Source organism: Caballeronia sordidicola, assembly GCF_001544455.2.
GTDB lineage: Bacteria > Pseudomonadota > Gammaproteobacteria > Burkholderiales > Burkholderiaceae > Caballeronia > Caballeronia sordidicola.
In genome coordinates, this window is record NZ_FCOC02000002.1 from 42,725 (window position 1) to 63,754 (window position 21,030).

17 protein-coding genes are annotated in these 21,030 nt (G+C 60.9%); 2 read left to right on the forward strand and 15 right to left on the reverse strand.

Features of this window, described 5'->3' with window-relative positions; translation table 11 throughout:
- The first annotated feature begins 200 nt into the window (after window positions 1-200).
- Complete coding sequence (locus AWB64_RS03400) at window positions 201-611, forward strand: acyl-CoA thioesterase (protein ID WP_099050483.1); 411 nt, start codon at window positions 201-203, stop codon at window positions 609-611.
- On the opposite strand, the gene AWB64_RS03405 is transcribed toward AWB64_RS03400, so the two are convergent.
- Together AWB64_RS03405 and AWB64_RS03410 are read right to left on the reverse strand one after the other, a co-directional pair.
- Entirely contained in the window at window positions 557-3,745 is a 3,189-nt protein-coding gene (locus tag AWB64_RS03405) for a sensor domain-containing protein (protein WP_063493155.1), read from the reverse strand. The two genes, AWB64_RS03400 and AWB64_RS03405, sit on opposite strands and share 55 nt — an antisense overlap.
- Before the next feature lie 168 nt (window positions 3,746-3,913).
- The gene (locus AWB64_RS03410) at window positions 3,914-4,390 is read right to left on the reverse strand and encodes a nitrate reductase associated protein (protein ID WP_060817233.1); all 477 of its coding nucleotides are present in this window, start codon (window positions 4,388-4,390) and stop codon (window positions 3,914-3,916) included.
- 193 nt (window positions 4,391-4,583) lie between these two features.
- Here AWB64_RS03410 and fdhD point away from each other — a divergent pair, with 193 nt between their 5' ends.
- A complete protein-coding gene (gene fdhD, locus AWB64_RS03415; protein ID WP_060817234.1) occupies window positions 4,584-5,420 on the forward strand; it encodes a formate dehydrogenase accessory sulfurtransferase FdhD in 837 nt (278 codons plus the stop codon).
- A 64-nt stretch (window positions 5,421-5,484) separates the two neighbouring features.
- Here the strand turns inward: fdhD and AWB64_RS03420 are convergent, their stop codons facing one another.
- The 13 genes from AWB64_RS03420 to AWB64_RS03480 all read right to left on the reverse strand — a co-directional run bounded on the left by AWB64_RS03420 (window position 5,485) and on the right by AWB64_RS03480 (window position 20,909).
- Window positions 5,485-6,249 carry an enoyl-CoA hydratase gene (locus tag AWB64_RS03420; protein ID WP_060817235.1) on the reverse strand — a complete coding sequence of 255 codons (765 nt, stop codon included), beginning with the start codon at window positions 6,247-6,249 and terminating at the stop codon, window positions 5,485-5,487.
- Between the two features lie 76 nt (window positions 6,250-6,325).
- Entirely contained in the window at window positions 6,326-7,525 is a 1,200-nt protein-coding gene (locus AWB64_RS03425; protein WP_060817236.1) for an acetyl-CoA C-acyltransferase, read from the reverse strand.
- Between the two features lie 44 nt (window positions 7,526-7,569).
- Window positions 7,570-10,005, reverse strand: a complete 2,436-nt coding sequence (locus AWB64_RS03430; RefSeq protein ID WP_060817237.1) for a 3-hydroxyacyl-CoA dehydrogenase/enoyl-CoA hydratase family protein — start codon at window positions 10,003-10,005, stop codon at window positions 7,570-7,572.
- A 76-nt stretch (window positions 10,006-10,081) separates the two neighbouring features.
- Window positions 10,082-11,869, reverse strand: coding sequence for an acyl-CoA dehydrogenase C-terminal domain-containing protein (locus AWB64_RS03435; RefSeq protein WP_060817238.1), 1,788 nt, complete (start codon window positions 11,867-11,869; stop codon window positions 10,082-10,084).
- 83 nt (window positions 11,870-11,952) lie between these two features.
- Window positions 11,953-12,552 (reverse strand): TetR/AcrR family transcriptional regulator, encoded by a 600-nt coding sequence (locus AWB64_RS03440; protein ID WP_060817239.1) that lies wholly within the window; start codon window positions 12,550-12,552, stop codon window positions 11,953-11,955.
- Between the two features lie 184 nt (window positions 12,553-12,736).
- Window positions 12,737-14,014 (reverse strand): phospholipase D-like domain-containing protein, encoded by a 1,278-nt coding sequence (locus AWB64_RS03445; protein ID WP_060817240.1) that lies wholly within the window; start codon window positions 14,012-14,014, stop codon window positions 12,737-12,739.
- Window positions 14,014-14,490 carry a dihydroneopterin triphosphate diphosphatase gene (gene nudB, locus AWB64_RS03450; RefSeq protein ID WP_060817742.1) on the reverse strand — a complete coding sequence of 159 codons (477 nt, stop codon included), beginning with the start codon at window positions 14,488-14,490 and terminating at the stop codon, window positions 14,014-14,016. Before nudB ends, AWB64_RS03445 begins: the two co-directional genes overlap by 1 nt.
- Window positions 14,491-14,601: 111 nt before the next feature.
- Window positions 14,602-16,404: an aspartate--tRNA ligase gene (gene aspS / locus AWB64_RS03455; protein ID WP_060817241.1), complete on the reverse strand. Its 1,803-nt coding sequence runs from the start codon at window positions 16,402-16,404 to the stop codon at window positions 14,602-14,604.
- A gap of 77 nt (window positions 16,405-16,481) precedes the next feature.
- Window positions 16,482-17,138, reverse strand: coding sequence for a DUF502 domain-containing protein (locus AWB64_RS03460; protein ID WP_060817242.1), 657 nt, complete (start codon window positions 17,136-17,138; stop codon window positions 16,482-16,484).
- Window positions 17,139-17,348: 210 nt separating this feature from the next.
- Complete coding sequence (locus tag AWB64_RS03465) at window positions 17,349-17,735, reverse strand: FmdB family zinc ribbon protein (RefSeq protein WP_060817243.1); 387 nt, start codon at window positions 17,733-17,735, stop codon at window positions 17,349-17,351.
- A 229-nt stretch (window positions 17,736-17,964) separates the two neighbouring features.
- Window positions 17,965-18,612, reverse strand: coding sequence for a methyltransferase domain-containing protein (locus AWB64_RS03470; RefSeq protein ID WP_060817244.1), 648 nt, complete (start codon window positions 18,610-18,612; stop codon window positions 17,965-17,967).
- A 3-nt stretch (window positions 18,613-18,615) separates the two neighbouring features.
- Window positions 18,616-20,196: a ubiquinone biosynthesis regulatory protein kinase UbiB gene (gene ubiB / locus AWB64_RS03475; protein WP_060817245.1), complete on the reverse strand. Its 1,581-nt coding sequence runs from the start codon at window positions 20,194-20,196 to the stop codon at window positions 18,616-18,618.
- 11 nt (window positions 20,197-20,207) lie between these two features.
- Window positions 20,208-20,909 carry a ubiquinone biosynthesis accessory factor UbiJ gene (locus AWB64_RS03480; RefSeq protein WP_082850357.1) on the reverse strand — a complete coding sequence of 234 codons (702 nt, stop codon included), beginning with the start codon at window positions 20,907-20,909 and terminating at the stop codon, window positions 20,208-20,210.
- Window positions 20,910-21,030: the final 121 nt, after the last annotated feature.

Sequence of the window (21,030 nt, forward strand, 5' to 3'; positions counted from 1 at the left end):
CTCAAAATGCGGGCTTTCCCGTACAATTCGATGCCTACCAACGCCACGGCCAAGTGCACAACGCCTGGCCAGAACGCGCCAAAAGCCGGCTAAACGAATCAAGATCGTTCAAGCGCGGGGCAACATCGTTTAATCCTGCATTGTCGCAGAAGGCGCAACGGCGCGCTTACAGCCGGACTGTAGACCGCCGGATCACTCTCATGGAACTCAAGCTCGTGACCAACTCACTGCAACTCCCGAACAAGCCGGTCGCGCTGCGCGTAGTACCGCAACCGTCCGATGCGAATGTCCACGGCGACGTCTTCGGCGGCTGGATCATGGCGCAGGTGGACATCGCGGGATCGATTCCGGCGAGCCGGCGCGCGAACGGACGCGTGGCGACCATTTCCGTCAATTCGTTCGTGTTCAAGCAGCCTGTGTTCGTCGGCGATCTACTGAGCTTTTATACGGATATTGTGAAGACGGGCAACACGTCGGTGACCGTATCCGTCGAGGTCTACGCGCAGCGCATGAGCCTCACGCAAGACGTGGTGAAAGTGACCGACGCCACGCTGACCTACGTGGCGACCGACAGCGACCGCCGTCCGCGTGCTCTGCCCGCCTTGGACTGACCGGGTTCGCCGGCTTCGCCGTTGCCAGCGGCTGACCAGCCGGTTTCCCGGTTACTGAGCAAAAGCGCCGGGATATCCTCGGCTGGCAGCGGCTGCGAGAAGAAAAAGCCCTGCATTTCGTCGCAATCGCGGGCAATCAGGAAGTCGAGTTGCGCCGCCGTCTCCACGCCCTCGGCGATCACCTGCAATTCAAGCGAATGAGCGAGCGCGATGATTGCTGACGTGATCGTCTCATTGCCGCTTGGCGTGCCAATATCCGCAACAAACGAGCGATCGATCTTGAGCCGATGCACCGGAAAACGCTTGAGATAAGCAAGGCTCGAATATCCGGTGCCGAAGTCATCGATGGCAATTCCGACGCCAAGCGCCGCCAGTTCCGACAAGGTCGTCACCGCTTCGTCGGCGTTGTGCATGATCGCGCTTTCGGTCAGTTCGAGTTCCAGGAACTGCGGCTCGAGCCCGGTCTCTGTCAGCACGGAAGTCACCAGTTCGCGAATATCGCGCTGCTGGAACTGCCGCGCCGACAAATTCACCGACATCCGCGCGCCCGGCAGCCCTTCGTCTTGCCATGCCTTGTTCTGCCGGCATGCTTCGCGCAATACCCATTCGGACAAAGGTCCAATCAATCCGCACTCCTCGGCAACCGGAATGAACGAAGTCGGCGACACAAGTCCGAACTCCGGGTCCATCCAGCGCACGAGCGCCTCCATGCCGACCACTTCACCCGTCGCGAGGTCGACCTGCGGCTGGTAGTGCAGCAGGAACTCGCCGTCGCGCAACGCGCGCCGCAAACGCCGCTCGACGTTCATCCGCGCACCCACGCTCGCGTTCATTTCCGGCTGATAGAACTGGTAGGTGTTGCGCCCCATGTCCTTCGCGCGATACATCGCGAGATCGGCTTTGGTGAGCACGGTTTCCGCGTCCGCGCCATCCTGCGGAAACAGGCTCGCGCCCATGCTGCAGCCCACGTACAGTTCCACGCCGTCGAGCCATACGGGGTCCGAAATCGCGCTCCGCACACGCTCCATCCAGCCGATCAGCGCGCTTTCGCACGCCATGTCGGGCAGCACGGCCACGAACTCGTCGCCACCGTGACGCGCGATGGTGTCGCCTGGACGGCCGCATCGCGCAAGCCGCTCGGCGACGACCGAGAGCAACCGGTCGCCAACGCTGTGGCCGAGGCTGTCGTTGACGTTCTTGAAGCCATCCAGATCGACGAAAACCACCGCGAGCGTGGTGTCGCCCGCGCGCGCCCGGTCGATTGCATCCTGCAGCCGGTCGCGCAACAGATTGCGGTTAGGCAAGCGCGTGAGCGCGTCGTAGTTCGCCTGATATTCGAGTTGTTCCTGATAACGGATCACTTCGGTGACATCGTTGATGACGCCGACATGATGGGTCGTCGCCCCGTTCGAATCGGGCACGGGCGCGACCAGCAGCTGATTCCAGAACAACACGCCGTCCTTGCGGTAGTTGCGCAGCACCGCGCTCACTTCGCGGTTCGCGGCGAGCCCTTCGCGGATTGCGTTGAGTCCTTCCTGGTCGAGGTCATCGCGTTGCAGGAAACGGCAATCCCGGCCCACGATTTCCGCCGGGTCATAACCCGTAATGCGCTTGAATGCCGGATTCGCATATTCGATCACGTTGCCTTTGGCCGTGGTCGCGGTAATCAGCACGGCATTCACGCAGGCATCGAGCGCCCGGCCTTGCAGGCGCAGCGCCAGTTCCGCCCGCTTGCGGCGGGTTGTGTCGTCGTACGTGCCCAACACGCCGATAATCCGCCCCGCTCCGTCCAGCAGCGGCAGCTTGCTCGTCACCGATGTGTGCAATTTCTCGCCATGATAAAGATCGCGCTCCTGGTTCATCACCGGCAGCCCGGTCGCGACAACAAGCCTGTCCTCCGTGCGAAGCGTTTCCCCAACGGCGGCCCACGGCAGCATGCAATCAGTCATGCCGACGATCTCTTCCTTGCTGGCGAGGCCGGCATCGCGCGCGAACGCCGAGTTGCATCCCAGATAGCGCGACTCGAGATCCTTCCAGAAAATCCGCTGCGGAATATTGTCGATGAGCGATTCCAGCATCTGCTTCGAGCGCCGCGCTTCGGTCTCCGCGTTGATCCGGTCGGTAACATCGTTCGCCAGCATGAAAATGCCCGGCTGCCCCGAAAACGTCAGCGAGTGCGAAGAGATATCGGCGCTGACCTCGGCGCCATCGCGCCGCTTGTGGCGCCACACGCCTGCGGAATGCTGGCTGCCCGGATGATCCCCGGCGCTGCGTGCAAGCAATGTAACGAAGTCGAGGAAATCGTTGTCGGCGTGAAGATCGCGCACCGTCATGGACAGGAATTCGAGCTCGTTGTAGCCATAGTGCGCGAGCGCCGCCGGATTTACCGCGACGAATCGATAGGTATCGGCGTCGACAATCCACATGGGCACTGGATGCGCGTCGAAGAGATCGCGAAAACGCTCGTTGCTGCGTTGCATGGCCCGCGCGACACGCAGCTTGTCATGCGCCGAACGCTCATGGCTCGCGAAGGTGTACATGAGCGCCGCGCCGCCCGCGAGCATGGACACGATCAACAGGAACACGGCGCGGCTCGATGCACGTGCCGAGTCGTTGAGCGTAGCGGCAAGCGAATCGGCTTCCCGCGCACGCAATTGCGCAAGTTCCACGTCGAGCGCTTCCTGGTCTTCACTCAAGCGCACGAACGCGGCGCGCGCCCAGTCTCGTGGCGCGCCCGGCGGGTCGGCGGCGGCGCGCTCGAACGCCGAATGCGCGTCGCGCTTGGCAATGCGCGCGTTTTCCGCGAGTGCATCGAAGGCGTTCCTCATGCCCGGCTCGAACGCGAACTGCGCGCGCAGGCCGCTTTCCAGGGCATTTATATGCGATTCGGCATCCTCACGGGAATCAGGGTCGAGTACGCCGGTCGCTTCATATCGTCCGATTTCGGGAAGGCTGTCGCCGAGCGCGCTTCGATACGCGTCGAGGTCGCGCATCAGGCTAAGCGAGCGGCGGGTGCGAACATCGGCATCACCTTGCAGGCCGATCTGCTCGTACGCGACGAACGCATTCGCGCCCATCGCCACGAGGACGACCGCGATGTTGACCAGCAGGCGGCGCGAAAAGAGTGATTTCATGATTCCGATAACCGTCCAGCGCGCGCTGGACGGATTGGGCGCGATTCATCGCATCGAATACGGGTTATCGGCAGGAAATCGCGGGAATTTAGAGTAAGCGCTTAGTCGAATGCGCGCGGCGAGCCTGGCTGGCGAGCGCCGCGCGCGTTCGAGCGCTTTGCGGGCGAGCTAATCGGCCAGACCGAACTCCCGCATGGCGGGGACAAAATCGTGATTCACTTCGGCCTTGCGCGACAACTTTGCGAGCGCGTAGCGCTGGAAGGCCGAAAGTCCGGACCACAGGCCGAGGCTCGGCGAACCGATACCGCACAGGCTGCTCTGGCGGATCACGCTTTCGGGCACCACGTCGGTATGGGCCCAGATGGGGTCGCTGTCGGGCGTAAATGTCTCGGGCTTCGAATCGGCGTGCGTGCGCAGCATTTCGGCAATCGCCTGATCGAACGCGGGTTCTATGGCGGCGTCGTCCTCCACCGGAAAGCGCGCAAGCAGTTCGCGGTCGCTATGCGGCAATCTGCGCCATTCATCGAGGGAAATGCGCTGGCCGAAGCGATCCAGATTAAAACGCACGACGAGCGGAATGAAGCTCAGATTCTCAGTCGACTCCAGTTCGAATCCGAACAGGCGCGGAGCGTCGTAAAGTGCCATGGCGGGTGCCTCGTGGGCAAGAAGGTCAAGGGAAGCGAGTGAGGCCGCTGTAGGTTATCGTAGGGCCTTGAACGGCTTGTAGTGTGTCTGTTGCACCATAAAGCAGCAAGCGTTATGCCCAGATTTCTCTTATAAATTCTTATAGGCAGCGGCTAAAACGCGACATCGTAAGCCATTAGCAAGAGATCCGATCATGAACGACACAGACATCGACGACCAGCCCGGCTATGTGGAACGCCATGTGAGGCGTCACAGACTCGGCGAAATCCGCGAGACCGCCGACGATGTCGGCCAGGAATGGCCCGTCGCGCTGGTCTACAACGGCATTTCCCACGCGGTGATGATGTGTACGCCGCGCGATCTGGAAGCCTTTGCGGTGGGGTTTTCGCTGACCGAAGGAATCGTGGAGCGCGGCAGCGACATTCACGACATCGAGGTATTTTTCCACGATGCTGGCGACACCTTGCCGCATGCCGAAGTGCATCTGCAGGTCGTGCAGCAGGCGTTTGTTGCGTTGAAGGAGAAACGCCGGGCGCTGGCCGGGCGCACGGGCTGCGGCGTGTGCGGGATCGAGAGTATCGATCTGCTCGACTTGCAGCCGGAACGCGTGCCGGATACCGGCTTCCTGAGCCGTCTGGCCAGCGACGCCATTGCCCATGCCGCGCGCGAATTGCCGGCGCATCAGCAACTATCGAAGCTGACCGGCGGCTTGCATGCAGCCGCCTGGTGCGACGAAACCGGCGCCGTCAAATACGCGTTCGAGGATGTGGGACGCCACAACGCGCTGGACAAGCTGATAGGCCATCTCGTGCTGCAACGTGTGGATACCACGCAAGGCTTCGTGTTTTTGTCGAGCCGGGCAAGTTACGAACTCGTGCGCAAGTCGGCGCGCGTGGGCGTGCCCATGCTCGTGACCATCTCCGCGCCGACCTCGCTGGCGATTTCCATCGCAGAAAAAGCGGGGCTGCGGCTGGTGAGCTTTGCCCGCGAGAACGGCTTCGTGGAATACGGGCACGCGCAAAGCGCGTGATTCAGGCGCGCGTGGACGTCTCAGCAAGCGCCACGAGCAGGTCGCGGTTCAAGCAGGTCGCGGTTCAATTGAAGCGGCTGAAATCCGGCTTGCGTTTCTCGAAAAACGCGGTAAACGCTTCCTTCGCTTCCGGCGATGTCAGCATGCTGGCGAAATGCCCTGCCTCGTTAGCCATCTGTGCGCTGACTTCATCGGCCTCGCCGCCTTTCATCAATGCCTTCGTCGCCTTCAGCGACGCAGGCGGCAACGCGGCAAGTTTCTTCGCCTGCCTGAACGCGAAGTCGCCCACTTCTTCCGCCGATAAAATCCGGTTCACGATGCCCATGTTCACGGCTTCGTTTGCATCGAAGGATTCTCCGAGCAGCAGCTTTTCAGCCGCCCGCTGATAACCGGCAATGCGCGGCAAAAGCAGGCTCGACGCCGCCTCCGGGCACAGTCCAAGCTGCACGAAGGGCAACGCGAACTTGGCCGTAGACGCCGCGTAGACTAGATCGCAATGCAGCAGCATGGTCGTACCGATACCCACGGCTCCGCCGTTCACAGCCGCCACCACTGGTTTCTGCGCAGTGCTGATGCGCCGCAGGAACTGGAACACCGGTGCGTCCGGCTTGGCGGGCGGCGCCTTCATGAAGTCCTCGAGATCGTTGCCCGCGCTGAATGTATCGCCCACGGCGCGAATCAGCACCGCGCGCACCGAAGGATCGTTTTCGGCATCGAAGAAAGCGTCCGCCATGGTCTGGTACATCTCGGCGGTCAGCGCGTTTTTGCGCGCCGGACGATTGATCGTGATGCAAAGCACGTTGTCGGCGTGTTCCGTGATGATGTCCATGTCTCGTCTCCTGAATGGAAAACGGCTCGCGAACCGGAAGGCGCGCGAACCGTCGTTATGCCTTGAGGATAAGCGCCTACATCCGTTCGATAATGCCCGCCGCGCCCATGCCCGTTCCCACGCACATGGTCACCATGCCGTACTTGAGGTTGCGCCGGCGCAAGCCGTGCACCACCGTTGCGGCACGGATCGCGCCCGTCGCGCCGAGCGGATGGCCGAGCGCAATCGCGCCGCCAAGCGGATTGATCTTCGACGGATCGAGTCCCAAGTCTTGGATCACTGCGAGCGATTGCGCCGCGAACGCTTCGTTGAGTTCGATCCAGTCGATATCGTCCTGTGTCAGGCCGGCCGCCTTCAGCGCGGCGGGAATCGCTTCCTTCGGCCCGATGCCCATGATTTCCGGCGGCACGCCACGCACCGCGAAACTCACGAAACGCGCAAGCGGCGTCAGGTTGAACTGCTTCAGGATCTTCTCGCTGACCACGATAAGTGCGCCCGCGCCGTCGGACGTCTGCGAGCTGTTGCCCGCCGTGACCGAACCCTTCGCGGCGAAGACCGGCCGCAATCTGGCAAGCCCTTCCATGGTCGTGTCCTGACGCGGACCTTCGTCGTTCTTGATCTCGCGAGCGTTGACGCGAATCTCGCCGGTCGCCAGATCCGGGAAATGTTCGTTCAGCGTGAACGCGGCGATTTCGTCGTTGAATTCGCCGGTGCGCTGCGCTTCCAGTGCACGCCGATGCGATTCCACCGAAAATGCGTCCTGCGCCTCGCGGCTGATCTTCCAGCGCTCGGCCACGCGCTCGGCCGTCAAGCCCATGCCATAAGCAATGCCGACGTTTTCATCGCGATCGAAGATATGTGGCGACAGCGACGGCTTGTTGCCCATCATGGGCACCATGCTCATCGACTCGCATCCGCCTGCGATCATTACGTCAGATTCACCCACGCGAATGCGGTCGGCGGCCATTGCCAAAGCGGTTACGCCCGATGCGCAGAACCGGTTGACCGTCACGCCGCCGACCGTATTCGGCAAGCCAGCCAGCAATGCGCCGATCCGCGCCACGTTCAGCCCTTGCTCGCCTTCGGGAATCGCGCAGCCGATGATCGCGTCTTCGATCAGCCTGGTATCCAGCCCGGGCACTTGCGCGACGGCGGAACGGATGGCGTGAACGAGCAATTCGTCCGGCCGTGTGTTCTTGAAAATGCCGCGCGGCGCCTTGCCGATAGGCGTCCGGCTCGCGGCGACAATGTATGCATCCTGCACTTGTTTGCTCATTTGCAACTCCGGTCCCATGCAATATTTGCGGTCACGTACGCGCCTTAGTTACGAACCGGCTTGCCGGTTTGCAACATGCCCATGATCCGTTCCTGCGTCTTCGCGGTGCCGAGCAAGTCGACAAACGCACGACGTTCGAGCGCCAGCAACCATTCTTCATCGACGAGACTTCCCGCTTCCACGTCCCCGCCGCACACCGCTTCTGCGATACGGCTCGCAATCAGGAAATCGTGATCGCTGATAAAGCGTCCGTCGCGCATGTTCACGAGCGACGCCTTGATGGTGGAGATCGCCGAGCGTCCGGCCACCGGAATCTGCGTAACACGCAACGGCGCGCGATAACCCGCGGCGCTCAAGGCGCGCGCTTCCTTCTTCGCGATATCGAGCAGTTCGTGCACGTTGAAAACGATCGTGTCCGATGCCTTGAGATACCCCATCGAACGCGCTTCCAGCGCCGATGCCGAGACCTTCGCCATCGCAGCGTTTTCGAATGATTTCTGCAGGAACTTGAGCAGATCGCTGGTCGCGTTGACAGCGCTAGCCGCGCTCGCCGCACGCAACGCGGCTTCCTTCAGGCCGCCGCCCGCAGGCACGAGGCCCACACCCACTTCGACCAGTCCCATATAACTTTCGATGTGAGCAACCCGCTTGGCCGAATGCAGCGCGAGTTCGCAACCGCCGCCGAGCGCGATGCCCGACACCGCCGCCACCACCGGCACGCTCGCGTACTTCACGCGCAACATGCCTTGCTGGAACTTCTTCACAAACGGTTCGATGCCCTTCGCACCGCCCATCATGAACGCGGGCATGGCTTCTTCGAGGTTCGCGCCAGCCGAGAACGCGCCGCCCGGATTGCCGAGCTTCAACGCGGAGGTTTGCCAGATCACGACGCCTTTGTAATCGGCTTCGGCAAGTTCGATAGCCTTCGTCAAGCCTTCGATCACCGCTGGCCCGATCGTGTTCATCTTGCTCTTGAACGACACCATCACGACGTCGTCCTCGCCCGCGCGGTCATCGACCCATGCGCGCACGGCATCGGTTTCGAACAAGGTCTTGCCGTAGGTCTTCGGATCAACGCCCGCTTCGCCAAGCAGCGGCGCGCGGAAAACCTGCTTCCTGTAGACATCGAGCGATGAACGCGGGATGAATTTCGAAGCGCTCGGCGACCACGATCCTTCCGCCATATGCACGCCGCCCTTCTCGGCCACGGGACCGTCGAACACCCACGATGGCAGCGGCGCCTTCGACAACGCCTTGCCTGCATCGATGTCTTCCTTCACCCATTGCGCGACCTGCGTCCAGCCAGCCGCCTGCCAGCCTTCGAACGGCCCTTCGTTCCAGCCGAAACCCCAGCGAATGGCAAGATCGATATCGCGCGCATTGTCCGCCACGGACTCCAGATGCACGCCGATGTAATGGAACACATCGCGGAAAATGGACCAGAGGAATTGCGCTTGCGGATGTTCCGATTCACGCAGGAGCTTGAGACGTTCCGCCGGCGGACGCTTCAGGATCCGGCCGACAAGTTCGTCCGCCTTGCCGCCGCCATCCACGTAGGTTCCCGTCTTCGGGTCCAGCACTTTGATGACCTTGCCTTCCTTCTTGTAGAAACCCGCACCCGACTTCTGACCCAGCGCGCCGTTCTTCACCAGACCGGCCAGCACGGCCGGCGTCTCGTACAAGGCGAAGAAGGGATCGTCGGGCAGGTTGTCCTGCATCGTCTTGATGACGTGCGCCATGGTGTCGAGACCGACCACGTCCGCCGTACGGAACGTCGCCGACTTCGCGCGGCCAAGACGTGCGCCGGTGAGGTCGTCGACTTCATCGAAACGCAGTCCGAACTTCTCCGCTTCCGCGATCACCGCAAGAATCGAGAACACGCCCACGCGATTCGCGATGAAATTCGGCGTGTCTTTCGCGCGCACCACACCCTTGCCAACCACGCTCGTGAGAAAGGTTTCGAGCTGATCGAGGATTTGCGGCTGCGTGGTATGGGTCGGAATGAGTTCGACCAGATGCATGTAGCGCGGCGGATTAAAAAAATGCACGCCGCAGAAACGCGCCTTGAGTTCGTCCGAAAAACCCTTCGATAACTCCGTGATCGAAAGCCCCGACGTATTCGTCGCGAAAATCGCCTTCTCACCGATATACGGCGAAATCTTCTTGTACAGATCGTGCTTCCAGTCCATGCGCTCGGCAATGGCTTCGATCACGAGATCGCACTCTTTGAGCTTCTCGATGTCGTCGTCGTAATTCGCTGGCTGGATATATTGCGCGTCGTCCTTCACGCCGAACGGCGCGGGCGACAGCTTCTTCAAGTTCTCGATAGCTTTCAGCGCGATGCCGTTCTTCGGGCCTTCCTTCGCCGGCAGGTCGAACAGCAGGACCGGCACCTGGGCGTTGATCAGGTGCGCCGCGATCTGCGCGCCCATCACGCCGGCGCCGAGTACCGCCACCTTGCGTATGTTCAGATTGCTCACGTTGTGTCTCCGGGAGAGGTATTCGGTGTGACCATGCGCCACGTCTTTGGAAGACGCGGCGCCATGCAAAAGAGACTTAGAACAAAGCTTCGTCGTATTCCATCAGCGTCTTCGATCCGGCGCGCGCGGCGCGAATCGTCGATGCCGTTTCAGGCAGCAATTTCGCGAAATAGAACCGGGCGGTGGCGAGCTTTGCCGCGTAAAACGGATCTCCTTCGGCCTGCTTGTCCAGCGCGATGCGCGCCATGCGTGCCCAGAAATACGAGAACACCAGATGCCCGACGGTACGCAGATACGGCACGGCGGCGGCGCCGACTTCGTCCGGATTCTGCATGGCCTTCATGCCGATTTCCATGGTCAGTTTCTGCACCTTGTCGCCAATGTCGGCGAGCGGGTTGATGAACTCCTGCATCTCCGGCTTGACGCCCTCTTCTTCCACGAAGTCCGTCACGAGCTTGCCGAACTTCTTCAGCTTCGCGCCCATGTCGCCAAGAATCTTGCGGCCGAGCAGGTCCAAAGCCTGAATCGAATTCGTGCCTTCGTAGATCATGTTGATGCGGGCGTCGCGCACGTATTGCTCCATGCCCCATTCGGAGATGAAGCCATGGCCGCCGTATATCTGCAGCCCCAAGTTCGTGCCTTCGAACGCGTTGTCCGTCAGGAAAGCCTTGATGACCGGCGTCAGCAGCGCGACCAGATCGGCGGCGTCCTTGCGCGCTGATTCGTCGGCGTGGGACAGTTCCTTGTCGATGTTGAGCGCCGCCCAGTACGTGAACGCGCGGCCTGCTTCGGCGTAGGCCTTTTGCGTGAGCAACATGCGGCGAACATCCGGATGCACGATGATTGGATCAGCGCCCTTTTCCGGCGCTTTCGGCCCCGTCAGCGAACGCATTTGCAGACGTTCCTTCGCGTATGTGAGCGAGTTCTGATACGCGATTTCCGTCAGGCCAAGCCCTTGCATGCCAACGCCGAGACGCGCGGCGTTCATCATCACGAACATGGCGTTCAAGCCCTTGTTCGGCTCGCCGACAAGCCAGCCTTTCGCCGAATCCAGATTGATCACGCAGGTGGAATTGCCGTGAATGCCCATCTTGTGTTCGATGGAACCGCACTTCACGCCATTGCGTTCGCCCGGAGCGCCGGCGTCGGTCGGAATGAACTTCGGCACGATGAAAAGCGAAATGCCCTTCGTGCCGGCCGGTGCGCCCGGCAAGCGCGCCAGCACCAGATGCACGATGTTCTCGGCAAGATCGTGTTCGCCGCTGGAGATGAAGATCTTCGTGCCGCTGATGGCATAGGAACCGTCGCTGTTCGGCTCGGCCTTCGTGCGCAACATGCCCAGGTCCGTGCCGCAATGCGGCTCGGTCAGGCACATCGTGCCGGTCCAGGTGCCTTCGACCAGCTTCGGCAAGTACGCCTTCTGAAGTTCCGGTGCGCCGTGCGCGTGCAGGCATTCGTACGCGCCGTGCGACAGGCCGGGGTACATCGTCCATGCCTGGTTCGCCGAATTCAGCATTTCGAAGAGCGCGTTGTTCACGAACGCGGGCAAGCCCTGGCCGCCGTATTCCGGATCGCAGCCGAGAGCCGGCCAGCCCGCTTCAACGTATTGCCGGTAGGCTTCCTTGAAGCCGGTTGGCGTGCGCACGACGCCATCGCCTTCGTACGTGCACCCTTCGCGGTCGCCGACCTGATTCAGCGGGAAAAGCACTTCGGCGCAGAACTTGCCGGCTTCTTCCAGAACCTGATTGATCGTGTCGGCGTCAAGGTCCGCATGCTTCGGCATGTTCTTGACCTCGTTTTCCACGTTGAGCAATTCGTGCAGCACGAATTGCATGTCACGCAGCGGCGCGGTGTACTGTCCCATTCTTCATCTCCAAGTGTCCAGGAAGCTTGGATCAAAAGCGCCGCCGAATCGATGCGTTAAAGCATTCGCCGATTCGCCTGCGTCTAGAGACCCTTGCTTTGATACGAAACAATCGTCTTTTCCAGCGCGTCCCGCGTCAGTTGCACCGCCTCCGGCAAATGCAGGAAACGCGCATCATGATGCAGGCCGAGCGTGAAACTATAGAGTTCAAAAAGCATCAGCGCAGGATCGGTATCCGCGCGCAGATGCCCCTCGTCCTTCGCCTGGTTGATCGCGCGCGTAAGCGCTGCCCGCCAGGTCGTCACGCTATGCACGAGTTGCTCGCGGACTGCACTATCGGCGCGATCGTCGTACTCCACCGCACCGCTGATGTAGATACAGCCCGTTGTCACTTCCTCGATGCGCTTTTCCATCCAGCGCGCCAGCATGGAACGCAAACGCGGCAAACCGCGTGCTTCGCGAAGGCTCGGATAAAACACTTCGTCTTCGAAGCGGCGGTGATACTCCTTCACCACTTCGACCTGCAGATCCTCGCGCGAGCCGAAATGCGCGAACACGCCGCTCTTGCTCATCTGCATCCGCTCGGCCAGCAAGCCGATCGTCAAACCCTCGAGTCCATCCCGGCTAGCCAGGTCCAACGCGGCGTCGAGGATTGCGACGCGTGTCTGTTCGCCTTTTCGCATGATTTTCTACCGTTCTCATCAAGTCAAAATAAAATCGAACGGCCGTACGATTATTGTAGCCGACCGTTCCTGAAACAAGCTTTTTATTAGAAACCGGGGTCTAACTTTCGATCTCCGCCATAGGACGTATCTCAAGTTTGTGCCGGTTCAGGGGCTGACAGCCAGTGGGAGTGGCCCGGGCACCTCAATCGTAACGGCCGATGGTGAGCATTTTCATCATCGTGCGATACGCGTTGTAGGCGAGCCAGTTAAGCAGACGCTCACCGGCCGGGCGCGCCGCGTATTGCTCGAGCGTGATGGGCCGGGCGTCCTCGAACGCTGCGAGGATCGAGTCGCGCAGCTTCACGATCTCGTTCTCGTGGTTCACCAGCACCATGTTCGCCTCGTTGTTCAGCACGAGGCTCAGCGCGTCGAGGTTGGACGAGCCAACCGTCGCCCAGTTCGAATCGACCACGGCCACTTTGCCATGCAGCATGGTTTTCTCGTATTCCGCGATCCGCACCCCGTATTTCAGCAGGTTCCGATACAAAAACGGCGTAGCGTAATCCAGCGCCACGAATTCCTTCCTGCCAATCACCAAGGTCACGCGAATACCGCGCTGCGCGGCGCGAACCAGCGCGCGACGCAGCTTGCGGCCCGGCATGAAGTACGGATTCGCCAGCATCACCTCGTTTTCCGCGTGCGAAATGGCCGCCAGATAGGCCTTTTCTATCGCCCTCCGGTTCAGCAGGTTATCGCGCGCAACGAAGGCCACGCATGGCCGGTCCACCGCGTGGATCATGCCGCGCCGCGCGCGCAAACGCGCTCGCAACGCGCGCCGGCTGCTTCTGGACGAGGCGCTTGCCGCCGCGCCCTGATCCTTTGGGCTGGCGCTGCGCGGCTTGACGCCGAGGCGAATCCGCTGCCATTGAAGATCGAACGCTTCACGCACGTCCGATACCACCGGCCCTCGCGTCTCCAGAGCGAAATCCCATCGCGCGAATTCGATGGGAACGCCATTCTGATGGTAGTCGTCCACTATGTTGATGCCGCCGCAAAACGCGATCTCTCGATCGATCACTACCAGCTTCCGGTGTGTCCGCGAGAACCCCAGCGGCCCGAACAAATGCGGGTTGTAGATGCGGTGCTCGACGTTCGCTTCCGGCCATTCATCGAAAAGCGGCAGCTTCGCCGTGCCTATGCCATCGGTGATCACGCGCACATGCACGCCGCGCCGCCCGGCGTTCATCAAGGCGGCGGAGACGGCGCGGCCGGCGGCATCGTCGCAGAAAATATAGGTTTCGAGCGAAACCTCGTGCTTCGCGGCATTGATGCGCCCGATCAGGTCCGGGAAAAATGCGTCGCCCGACTTCAGCAATTTGACCGTGTTATTGATGGTGAAGCACAACCTTCCCGGGCGGCGGCCGCGAAACAGCGCCTGCTTGAGCCGGGCAAAGCGGCGCGACGGCCCGCCGAAACCCATCACCGGCTGTGCTCCGCCAACCGCTCGGGCAATTGCAGGATTGCCTCACGATTCGATGACGAGAAACATTTCGCGGCGGCCTCGCGAAACGGCAGCCAGAGAAACGCGGTGTGTTCGCGCGGCGCGAGCGTCACTTCCACGCCGTGCGGCACGAGCAGGCTGAACTGGTGCTCGACGTTGCGCACAACGCCTTCTGCATAGCGATGCCGCCATTCCGGATAAATGTCGTATTCAATCTGATGGTGCCAGTCGATCAGCGATCGCTCCGGCACGCCGAGGCTTCCAATCACGATCCCTGTTTCCTCGGCCACTTCGCGGGCTGCGGTCAGGGCGAAGGGTTCGTCGATGTGATCTTTGGAGCCCGTCACGGACTGCCAGAACCCCGGCCGATCGGCGCGCTCGATGATGAGTACGTCCATTTCGGGCGTGTGGATGACAACGAGAACGGATTCGGGAATTTTCGGCGGCTTGGGCATTTTGGAAACGGTGCGGCCATTCGTGGAAGCTGGCCGAAGAATGTAACCCAAAAAACGAAAAAGGCGCATCGAGCGCCTTTTCCGTTTCGGATGGTGCAGCAGAACGACTGCTTACTGCACCTTCGGCTCCGGCTGACGCAGGCGAATGTGCAGTTCCTTCAACTGCCGTTCGTCCACTTCGCTCGGCGCTTGCGTCAGCAAGTCGGTGGCGCGCTGCGTCTTCGGGAACGCGATCACGTCACGGATCGAATCCGCACCCGCCATCATGGTGACGATACGATCCAGACCGAACGCAATACCACCATGCGGCGGCGCACCGTACTGCAGCGCGTCGAGCAGGAAGCCGAACTTGATGCGCGCTTCCTCGGCATTGATCTTCAGCGCGCGGAACACCTTGCTCTGCACTTCTTCCTGATAAATCCGCACCGATCCACCGCCGATTTCCCAACCGTTCAGAACCATGTCGTACGCTTTCGCGAGACAGCGGCCCGGATCGGTTTCCAGATATTCCAGATGCTCGTCCTTCGGGCTCGTGAACGGATGATGCGCGGCCACGTAGCGGTTGTCTTCTTCGTCGAATTCGAACATCGGGAAGTCGATCACCCACAACGGCTTCCAGCCCGACTCGAACAGTCCGTTCGCGCGGCCGAATTCCGAATGGCCGATCTTCAGGCGCAGCGCGCCCAGGCTGTCGTTCACGACCTTCGCGCGGTCTGCCGCGAAGAAAATGATGTCGCCGTCTTGCGCGCCGGTGCGCTCCATCACAGCGGCAATCGCTGCGTCGTGCAGATTCTTCACGATTGGGCTTTGCAGGCCGTCGCGGCCCTTCGTCACGTCGTTGACCTTGATCCACGCCAGACCCTTCGCGCCGTAAATACGCACGAATTCTGTGTACCCGTCAATATCCCCACGCGACAGATCCGCGCCCTTCGGCACGCGCAATGCCGCCACGCGACCATCCTTGGAATTGGCCGGCGTGCTGAACACCTTGAAGTCGACATCGCGAACAGCGTCGGTCAGGTCGGAGAATTCCAGCTTCACGCGCAGGTCCGGCTTGTCCGAACCAAAGCGGCGCATGGCTTCCGAATACAGCATGACCGGGAATTTCTCATCGAGCGAAACGTCGATGGTCTTCTTGAACACATGGCGAATCATCGCTTCGAACAGATCGCGAATTTCCTGCTCGCTCAGGAACGATGTTTCACAATCGATCTGCGTGAATTCCGGCTGGCGATCGGCGCGCAGGTCTTCGTCGCGGAAACACTTCACGATCTGGTAATACCGATCGAAGTTCGCGACCATCAGCAACTGCTTGAACAGTTGCGGCGACTGCGGCAACGCGAAAAACTGACCCGGATTCGTACGCGACGGCACCAGATAATCGCGCGCGCCTTCAGGCGTGCTCTTGGTCAGCATCGGCGTTTCGATGTCGATAAAACCCTGCTCATCCAGGTACTTGCGCACTTCAATAGCTACGCGATACCGCAAGCGCAGGTTCTGCTGCATTTGCGGACGGCGCAGGTCGAGCACACGGTGCGTCAAGCGCGTGGTTTCGGAAAGGTTGTCGTCGTCGAGCTGGAACGGCGGCGTGACCGACGCGTTCAGCACGGTCAGCTCGTGGCACAGCACTTCGATCTTGCCGCTCGTCAGGCCGGCGTTCGCCGTGCCTTCGGGACGGCTGCGCACGACGCCCTTCACCTGCACGCAAAACTCGTTGCGCACGCCCTCGGCGACCTTGAACATGTCCGCACGATCCGGATCGCACACGACTTGAACGAGGCCCTCGCGATCGCGCAGATCGATAAAAATGACGCCGCCGTGATCGCGCCGGCGATGTACCCAGCCGCACAGCGAAACGCTTTGGCCCAGGAGGGCTTCGGTCACCAGACCGCAGTATTCAGATCTCATCGACATGATGTTGTGTCTTTCGTTATTCATTGATCAACGGCGCGCGCGAACACGTGGGAAACAGTGTTTGCAGCACGCCGGCATTACAGCGGCGGGTCGACGGGACGGCGCGGCGCGGCCTGCGCTTGCGGCATGGACGGCGCGACTACTCCCATTGACACGATGTACTTCAACGCAGCGTCGACAGACATGTCGAGCTCGATGACTTCGCTTCTCGGCACCATCAGGAAAAAACCCGAGGTGGGATTCGGCGTGGTCGGCACGTAGACGCTCACATGATCTTCGGTCAGGTGATTGACTACGTCGCCACCGGGAACGCCCGTCAGGAATCCGATGGTGTACGACCCCGAATGAGGATAACGGATCAGCAGTGCCTTGCGGAACGCGTTGCCGCTGCTTGAGAGCAACGTGTCCGACACTTGTTTCACGCTGGTATACAGCGGTCCGACCACGGGAATGTGACGCACGATCACATTCCACCACTCGACCAGTTTCTGGCCGACGAAGTTCTGCGTGAGCAAGCCCACGACGAAAATGAATGCGAGCGTCAGCACCGCGCCCAGGCCTGGCAAATGGAAGCCGAACACGCGCTCAGGCTGCCAGGATTCCGGCAGGAGCAGCAGCGTCTGGTCCATCGTGCCGATCACGAGCCCGATCACCCACATGGTGATAGCGAGCGGCACCAGCACCAGCAAGCCGGTTGCGAACACGGATTTCAACGTTGTCTTTTTGGTCGTCATTTACACAGCCGGAAGGCCGCACCGCTTGTATCCACGGTTTGGCTGGTTCGTCGCCCGACGTACAGCTTGATTCCGGGCGGACATCTGCGTGCGTGCGATCGGACAGATCGAGCGGTTGAGCGCGGTAAAAGCTAGCGCAGGTCAGGCTTCGTTTCCGTTTCAGACTTGGCTCTCTGTTTCGGGGCCTTGGAGAGCGTCACTCAGCGAGCGTCAATTAGATGCAGGAGCGACCGGTTTGGCCGATGCCGGTGCGGACGCCGCGCTGCTCTTCGAGCTATCCGTTACGGGCGCACTTGCCGTGGACGAATCGCCTTTTGACGATTCCTTGCTCGAAGCGCCTGGATCCGATGCACTCTCGCTCTTTGTTTCTGCTTTCGCGCCGTCGTCTTTCTTCGCGGCAGCAGCCCCATTATTGCCGCCGCGAAAATCCGTCACGTACCAGCCCGAACCCTTCAGTTGAAAGCCCGCGGCGGTAACCTGCTTAACGAAAGTTTCCTTCCCGCACTGTGGGCAGGTGGTGAGCGGCGCATCGCTCATTTTCTGGAGCGCGTCTTTTTGAAAGCCGCATGACTCGCAGCGGTACGCGTAGATCGGCATGGCACTCTCTTCCTACGATTAACGTTTCGGCGCTTGCAAAGCCTTGAATTATAGCCGCAAACGATCGGCGGCCCCTTAAATTCGGCCCCGCGCGAGCGGCCTTGCAACCCTGTGCAACAGGTCGGCGCAGGTTTTCGATTGTTGAAACGGGACATGCGTGAATAATTCGCACATGCCGCATCGAGGACTTATTTTGTGGCGGCATCGACTGTTTTAAAGACCGGCCGCCTCAAACCTCTGATCGGCGGCGCCACGTCAGCCAGCGTTCGCGTCCGGCAAAGACGCTGATCGAGCCGGTGACATCGTGCTCTTCAACCAGTTCGAAATGCGGCACGAGCAACGCATCGAGCGCGTTTCTTTCGATACCGAACGGCGGCCCCTTGGCTGTCGCGCCAAGGAAATAGAAGCCGGCGAGCAACGCGCCGGGGCGCAGCAGCGCAGCCATGCGCGTGGCGTAATCCGGCCATCGCTCACGCGGCAAGGCGCAAAGAAACGCGCGCTCGTAGATCCAGTCAGGCGCAAAAGGCGGTTGATACGCGAAGAAGTCAGCCTGTTCGACGACGTCCGCATGTTGCTCACCCAGTTGCAGGCGAGCCGCGCTCACAGCGCTCGGAGAAAAATCGATGGCCTTGACCTGCCATTTCTCCTGCGCAAGCCAAAGTGCTTCGTACGCGCTGCCGCAACCAGGAATCAGAACGCTCCGTAAAGTAACCGGCTGTTCGAGCGCAAATGTCTGAAACGCCTCGGGCACGCCAGCCTGATCCCAGGGCATGAACGACCGGTCGAAACGTTCGTCCCAGAACTCGGGCGAGTTGGCGTCGCGCGTAGCGAACTCGGCCGCAATCGTGGGTGAGGCTGGTTTGGGGTCATCGACCACGCTCTATCCTCCTCCGTAAGCAAACACCTGCCAAAACTCGGCAATCACAGCGCCAGCGCCCACCGCCAGGCCGAAAATCAGCAGCGCCTGCAATAACCGGTTGGTCCGCTTCTGCTCAAGCAGGATCATGCGCATGAGTTCGTCGTTGCCGCCGCGCGGTGAATCATGCTGACTTGCCAGCACCTGATGGATGAGCCGCGGCAATTGGGGCATCGTCTTGCTCCATTGCGGAGCTTCCAGCTTCAGCCGTTCATACCAGCCGCGCCAGCCGACCTGCTCGTTCATCCAGCGTTCAAGGTACGGCTTGGCGGTCTTCCACAAATCGAGTTCGGGATCGAGCGAACGGCCAAGACCCTCCACGTTCAGCATGGTTTTCTGCAACAAGACAAGCTGCGGCTGGATCTCGACGTTGAAGCGGCGCGACGTGGAAAAAAGCCGCATCAGCACCTGTCCGAGCGAAATATCCTTCAGCGCGCGGTCGAAGTACGGCTCGCACACGGCGCGAATGGCGCTCTCGAGTTCCTCGACGCGCGTGGTCGGCGGCACCCAGCCCGATTCCAGATGAAGCGTGGCGACGCGATGATAGTCGCGCTTGAAAAACGCCAGAAAGTTCTGCGCGAGATAGTTTTTATCGAAGTCGGAAAGCGCGCCCACAATGCCGAAATCCAGCGCGATATACCGCCCGAACGTTTCTTCCGCCAGACTCACCTGGATGTTTCCCGGATGCATGTCGGCGTGAAAAAAACCGTCGCGGAATACCTGCGTAAAGAAAATCTCGACGCCTTCCTGCGCCAGCTTGGGGATATCGACGCCGGCCGCCCGGAGCACTTCCACCTGACTGATCGGCACGCCGACCATTCGCTCCATGACGAGCACGGTGGGAGCCGAATAGTCCCAGTACATCTCGGGCACCATCAGCAGGTCGAGACCCGCGAAATTGCGCCGCAACTGGCTGCCGTTCGCGGCTTCGCGCATCAGGTCGAGTTCGTCATGGAGATATTTGTCGAACTCGGCCACGACTTCCCGCGGCTTCAGGCGCTTGCCGTCTGCCCACAAACGCTCGGTCCAGTAAGCAATGTCGCGCAACAGGGCGAGATCCGAGTCGATCACCGGCAGCATGTTCGGACGCAACACCTTTACCGCGACCGGTTTGCCCGCATGCGCGCCCGTCTTGATCTTCGCGAAGTGCACTTGCGCAATGGACGCGCTCGCCACCGGCACGCGCTCGAAGTCGTCGAAGAGCACGCCGATAGGCGCGCCCAGCGACTTCTCCACAATCGCTATGGCAACGTCCGAATCGAACGGCGGCACTTGATCCTGCAGTTTCGCAAGCTCGTTCGCTATATCGACGGGCAGAAGATCGCGGCGCGTCGACAAAACCTGACCGAACTTCACGAAAATCGGCCCAAGGCTTTCCAGTGCAAGACGCAACCGCACACCGCGCGCAACATCGAACTTGCGTCCGAACGTGGTGAGACGCATCAGCAAACGAACGCGCCGATCCTGGATACCGCTCAGCACCAGTTCATCGAGCCCGAATCGCACTACCGTGAAAAAAATCTTGAGAAAACGCAGAAAGCGCATGGTTCAGCCCATTACTTGCTCGTGCCGCGCGCCGAGGCGGCGGCGCCGGGCGCAGATGCGCCTCGGGCTTCGGCTTTTTGTTCGAGTCGCTCGATGCGTTTTTCGACGCGCGCAAGCGCGTCCCGGGCTGTCGACAGTTCGGCGTTGAATGTGTCGAGGGCGCTGCGGCGCACGAGTTGAGGTTGTTCGTCGAGCAGGTATTCCGCTACCGATTCAAGCAGATTGCGTCCCGAGCGGCGCGCTTGTTCGCCGGCCAGACGCACGGTGGAACCGATGCGGTGCGCGGGTCCGTCGCCAATCACGCGCGCCAGGTCTTCTTCCGGGTCCCATCGCAAATGCTCGGCGAGCTTCGCAATTGTTGTAGCGAACTCAGCATCGCCTTCAATGCGCACGTGTTTCATCACCGCCGCCTGGCCGCCCTGCATGAACGCAGGAATAGCGTCGGGCGGAACGGCGAGCGTGACGTCGAACGAAGTCTGGTTTTCGTCGATGGCGCCGATCAGCCCGTCTGGCTGGACCATTAGATACAGCGAGAATGGCGAAAGAACGAAACACGCGGTCTTGCCCGCGTAGGGAGAAAGACGCTCGCGAGCCCACGATTCGCGCGCGAGCACATGATTTGCAGCGGCCGCGAACGCCTTCGATGCGGTTCTGGCTGCGGCCTGGGGGGCAGAGGGGACTGCGGGTTGGGCGAATTCGTCTGCGTGCGTCATCGGCTCTGAGATGAAAAAACCCGCACAAGCGGTCACTCGTGCGGGTTTCTATTCTACCTTTGCAACTGGCGTTATCGTTTGGCCGCAGTCACGCGAAACGCAACGTTGGCCATCCGGTCTA

Bases quoted from the DNA above. Each gene is read 5' to 3' on its own strand.
- AWB64_RS03400 (WP_099050483.1), top strand. From the start codon at position 201: ATGGAACTCAAGCTCGTGACCAACTCACTGCAACTCCCGAACAAGCCG.
- AWB64_RS03405 (WP_063493155.1), bottom strand. From the start codon at position 3,745: ATGAAATCACTCTTTTCGCGCCGCCTGCTGGTCAACATCGCGGTCGTC.
- AWB64_RS03410 (WP_060817233.1), bottom strand. From the start codon at position 4,390: ATGGCACTTTACGACGCTCCGCGCCTGTTCGGATTCGAACTGGAGTCG.
- fdhD (WP_060817234.1), top strand. From the start codon at position 4,584: ATGAACGACACAGACATCGACGACCAGCCCGGCTATGTGGAACGCCAT.
- AWB64_RS03420 (WP_060817235.1), bottom strand. From the start codon at position 6,249: ATGGACATCATCACGGAACACGCCGACAACGTGCTTTGCATCACGATC.
- AWB64_RS03425 (WP_060817236.1), bottom strand. From the start codon at position 7,525: ATGAGCAAACAAGTGCAGGATGCATACATTGTCGCCGCGAGCCGGACG.
- AWB64_RS03435 (WP_060817238.1), bottom strand. From the start codon at position 11,869: ATGGGACAGTACACCGCGCCGCTGCGTGACATGCAATTCGTGCTGCAC.
- AWB64_RS03440 (WP_060817239.1), bottom strand. From the start codon at position 12,552: ATGCGAAAAGGCGAACAGACACGCGTCGCAATCCTCGACGCCGCGTTG.
- AWB64_RS03445 (WP_060817240.1), bottom strand. From the start codon at position 14,014: ATGGGTTTCGGCGGGCCGTCGCGCCGCTTTGCCCGGCTCAAGCAGGCG.
- nudB (WP_060817742.1), bottom strand. From the start codon at position 14,490: ATGCCCAAGCCGCCGAAAATTCCCGAATCCGTTCTCGTTGTCATCCAC.
- aspS (WP_060817241.1), bottom strand. From the start codon at position 16,404: ATGTCGATGAGATCTGAATACTGCGGTCTGGTGACCGAAGCCCTCCTG.
- AWB64_RS03460 (WP_060817242.1), bottom strand. From the start codon at position 17,138: ATGACGACCAAAAAGACAACGTTGAAATCCGTGTTCGCAACCGGCTTG.
- AWB64_RS03465 (WP_060817243.1), bottom strand. From the start codon at position 17,735: ATGCCGATCTACGCGTACCGCTGCGAGTCATGCGGCTTTCAAAAAGAC.
- ubiB (WP_060817245.1), bottom strand. From the start codon at position 20,196: ATGCGCTTTCTGCGTTTTCTCAAGATTTTTTTCACGGTAGTGCGATTC.
- AWB64_RS03480 (WP_082850357.1), bottom strand. From the start codon at position 20,909: ATGACGCACGCAGACGAATTCGCCCAACCCGCAGTCCCCTCTGCCCCC.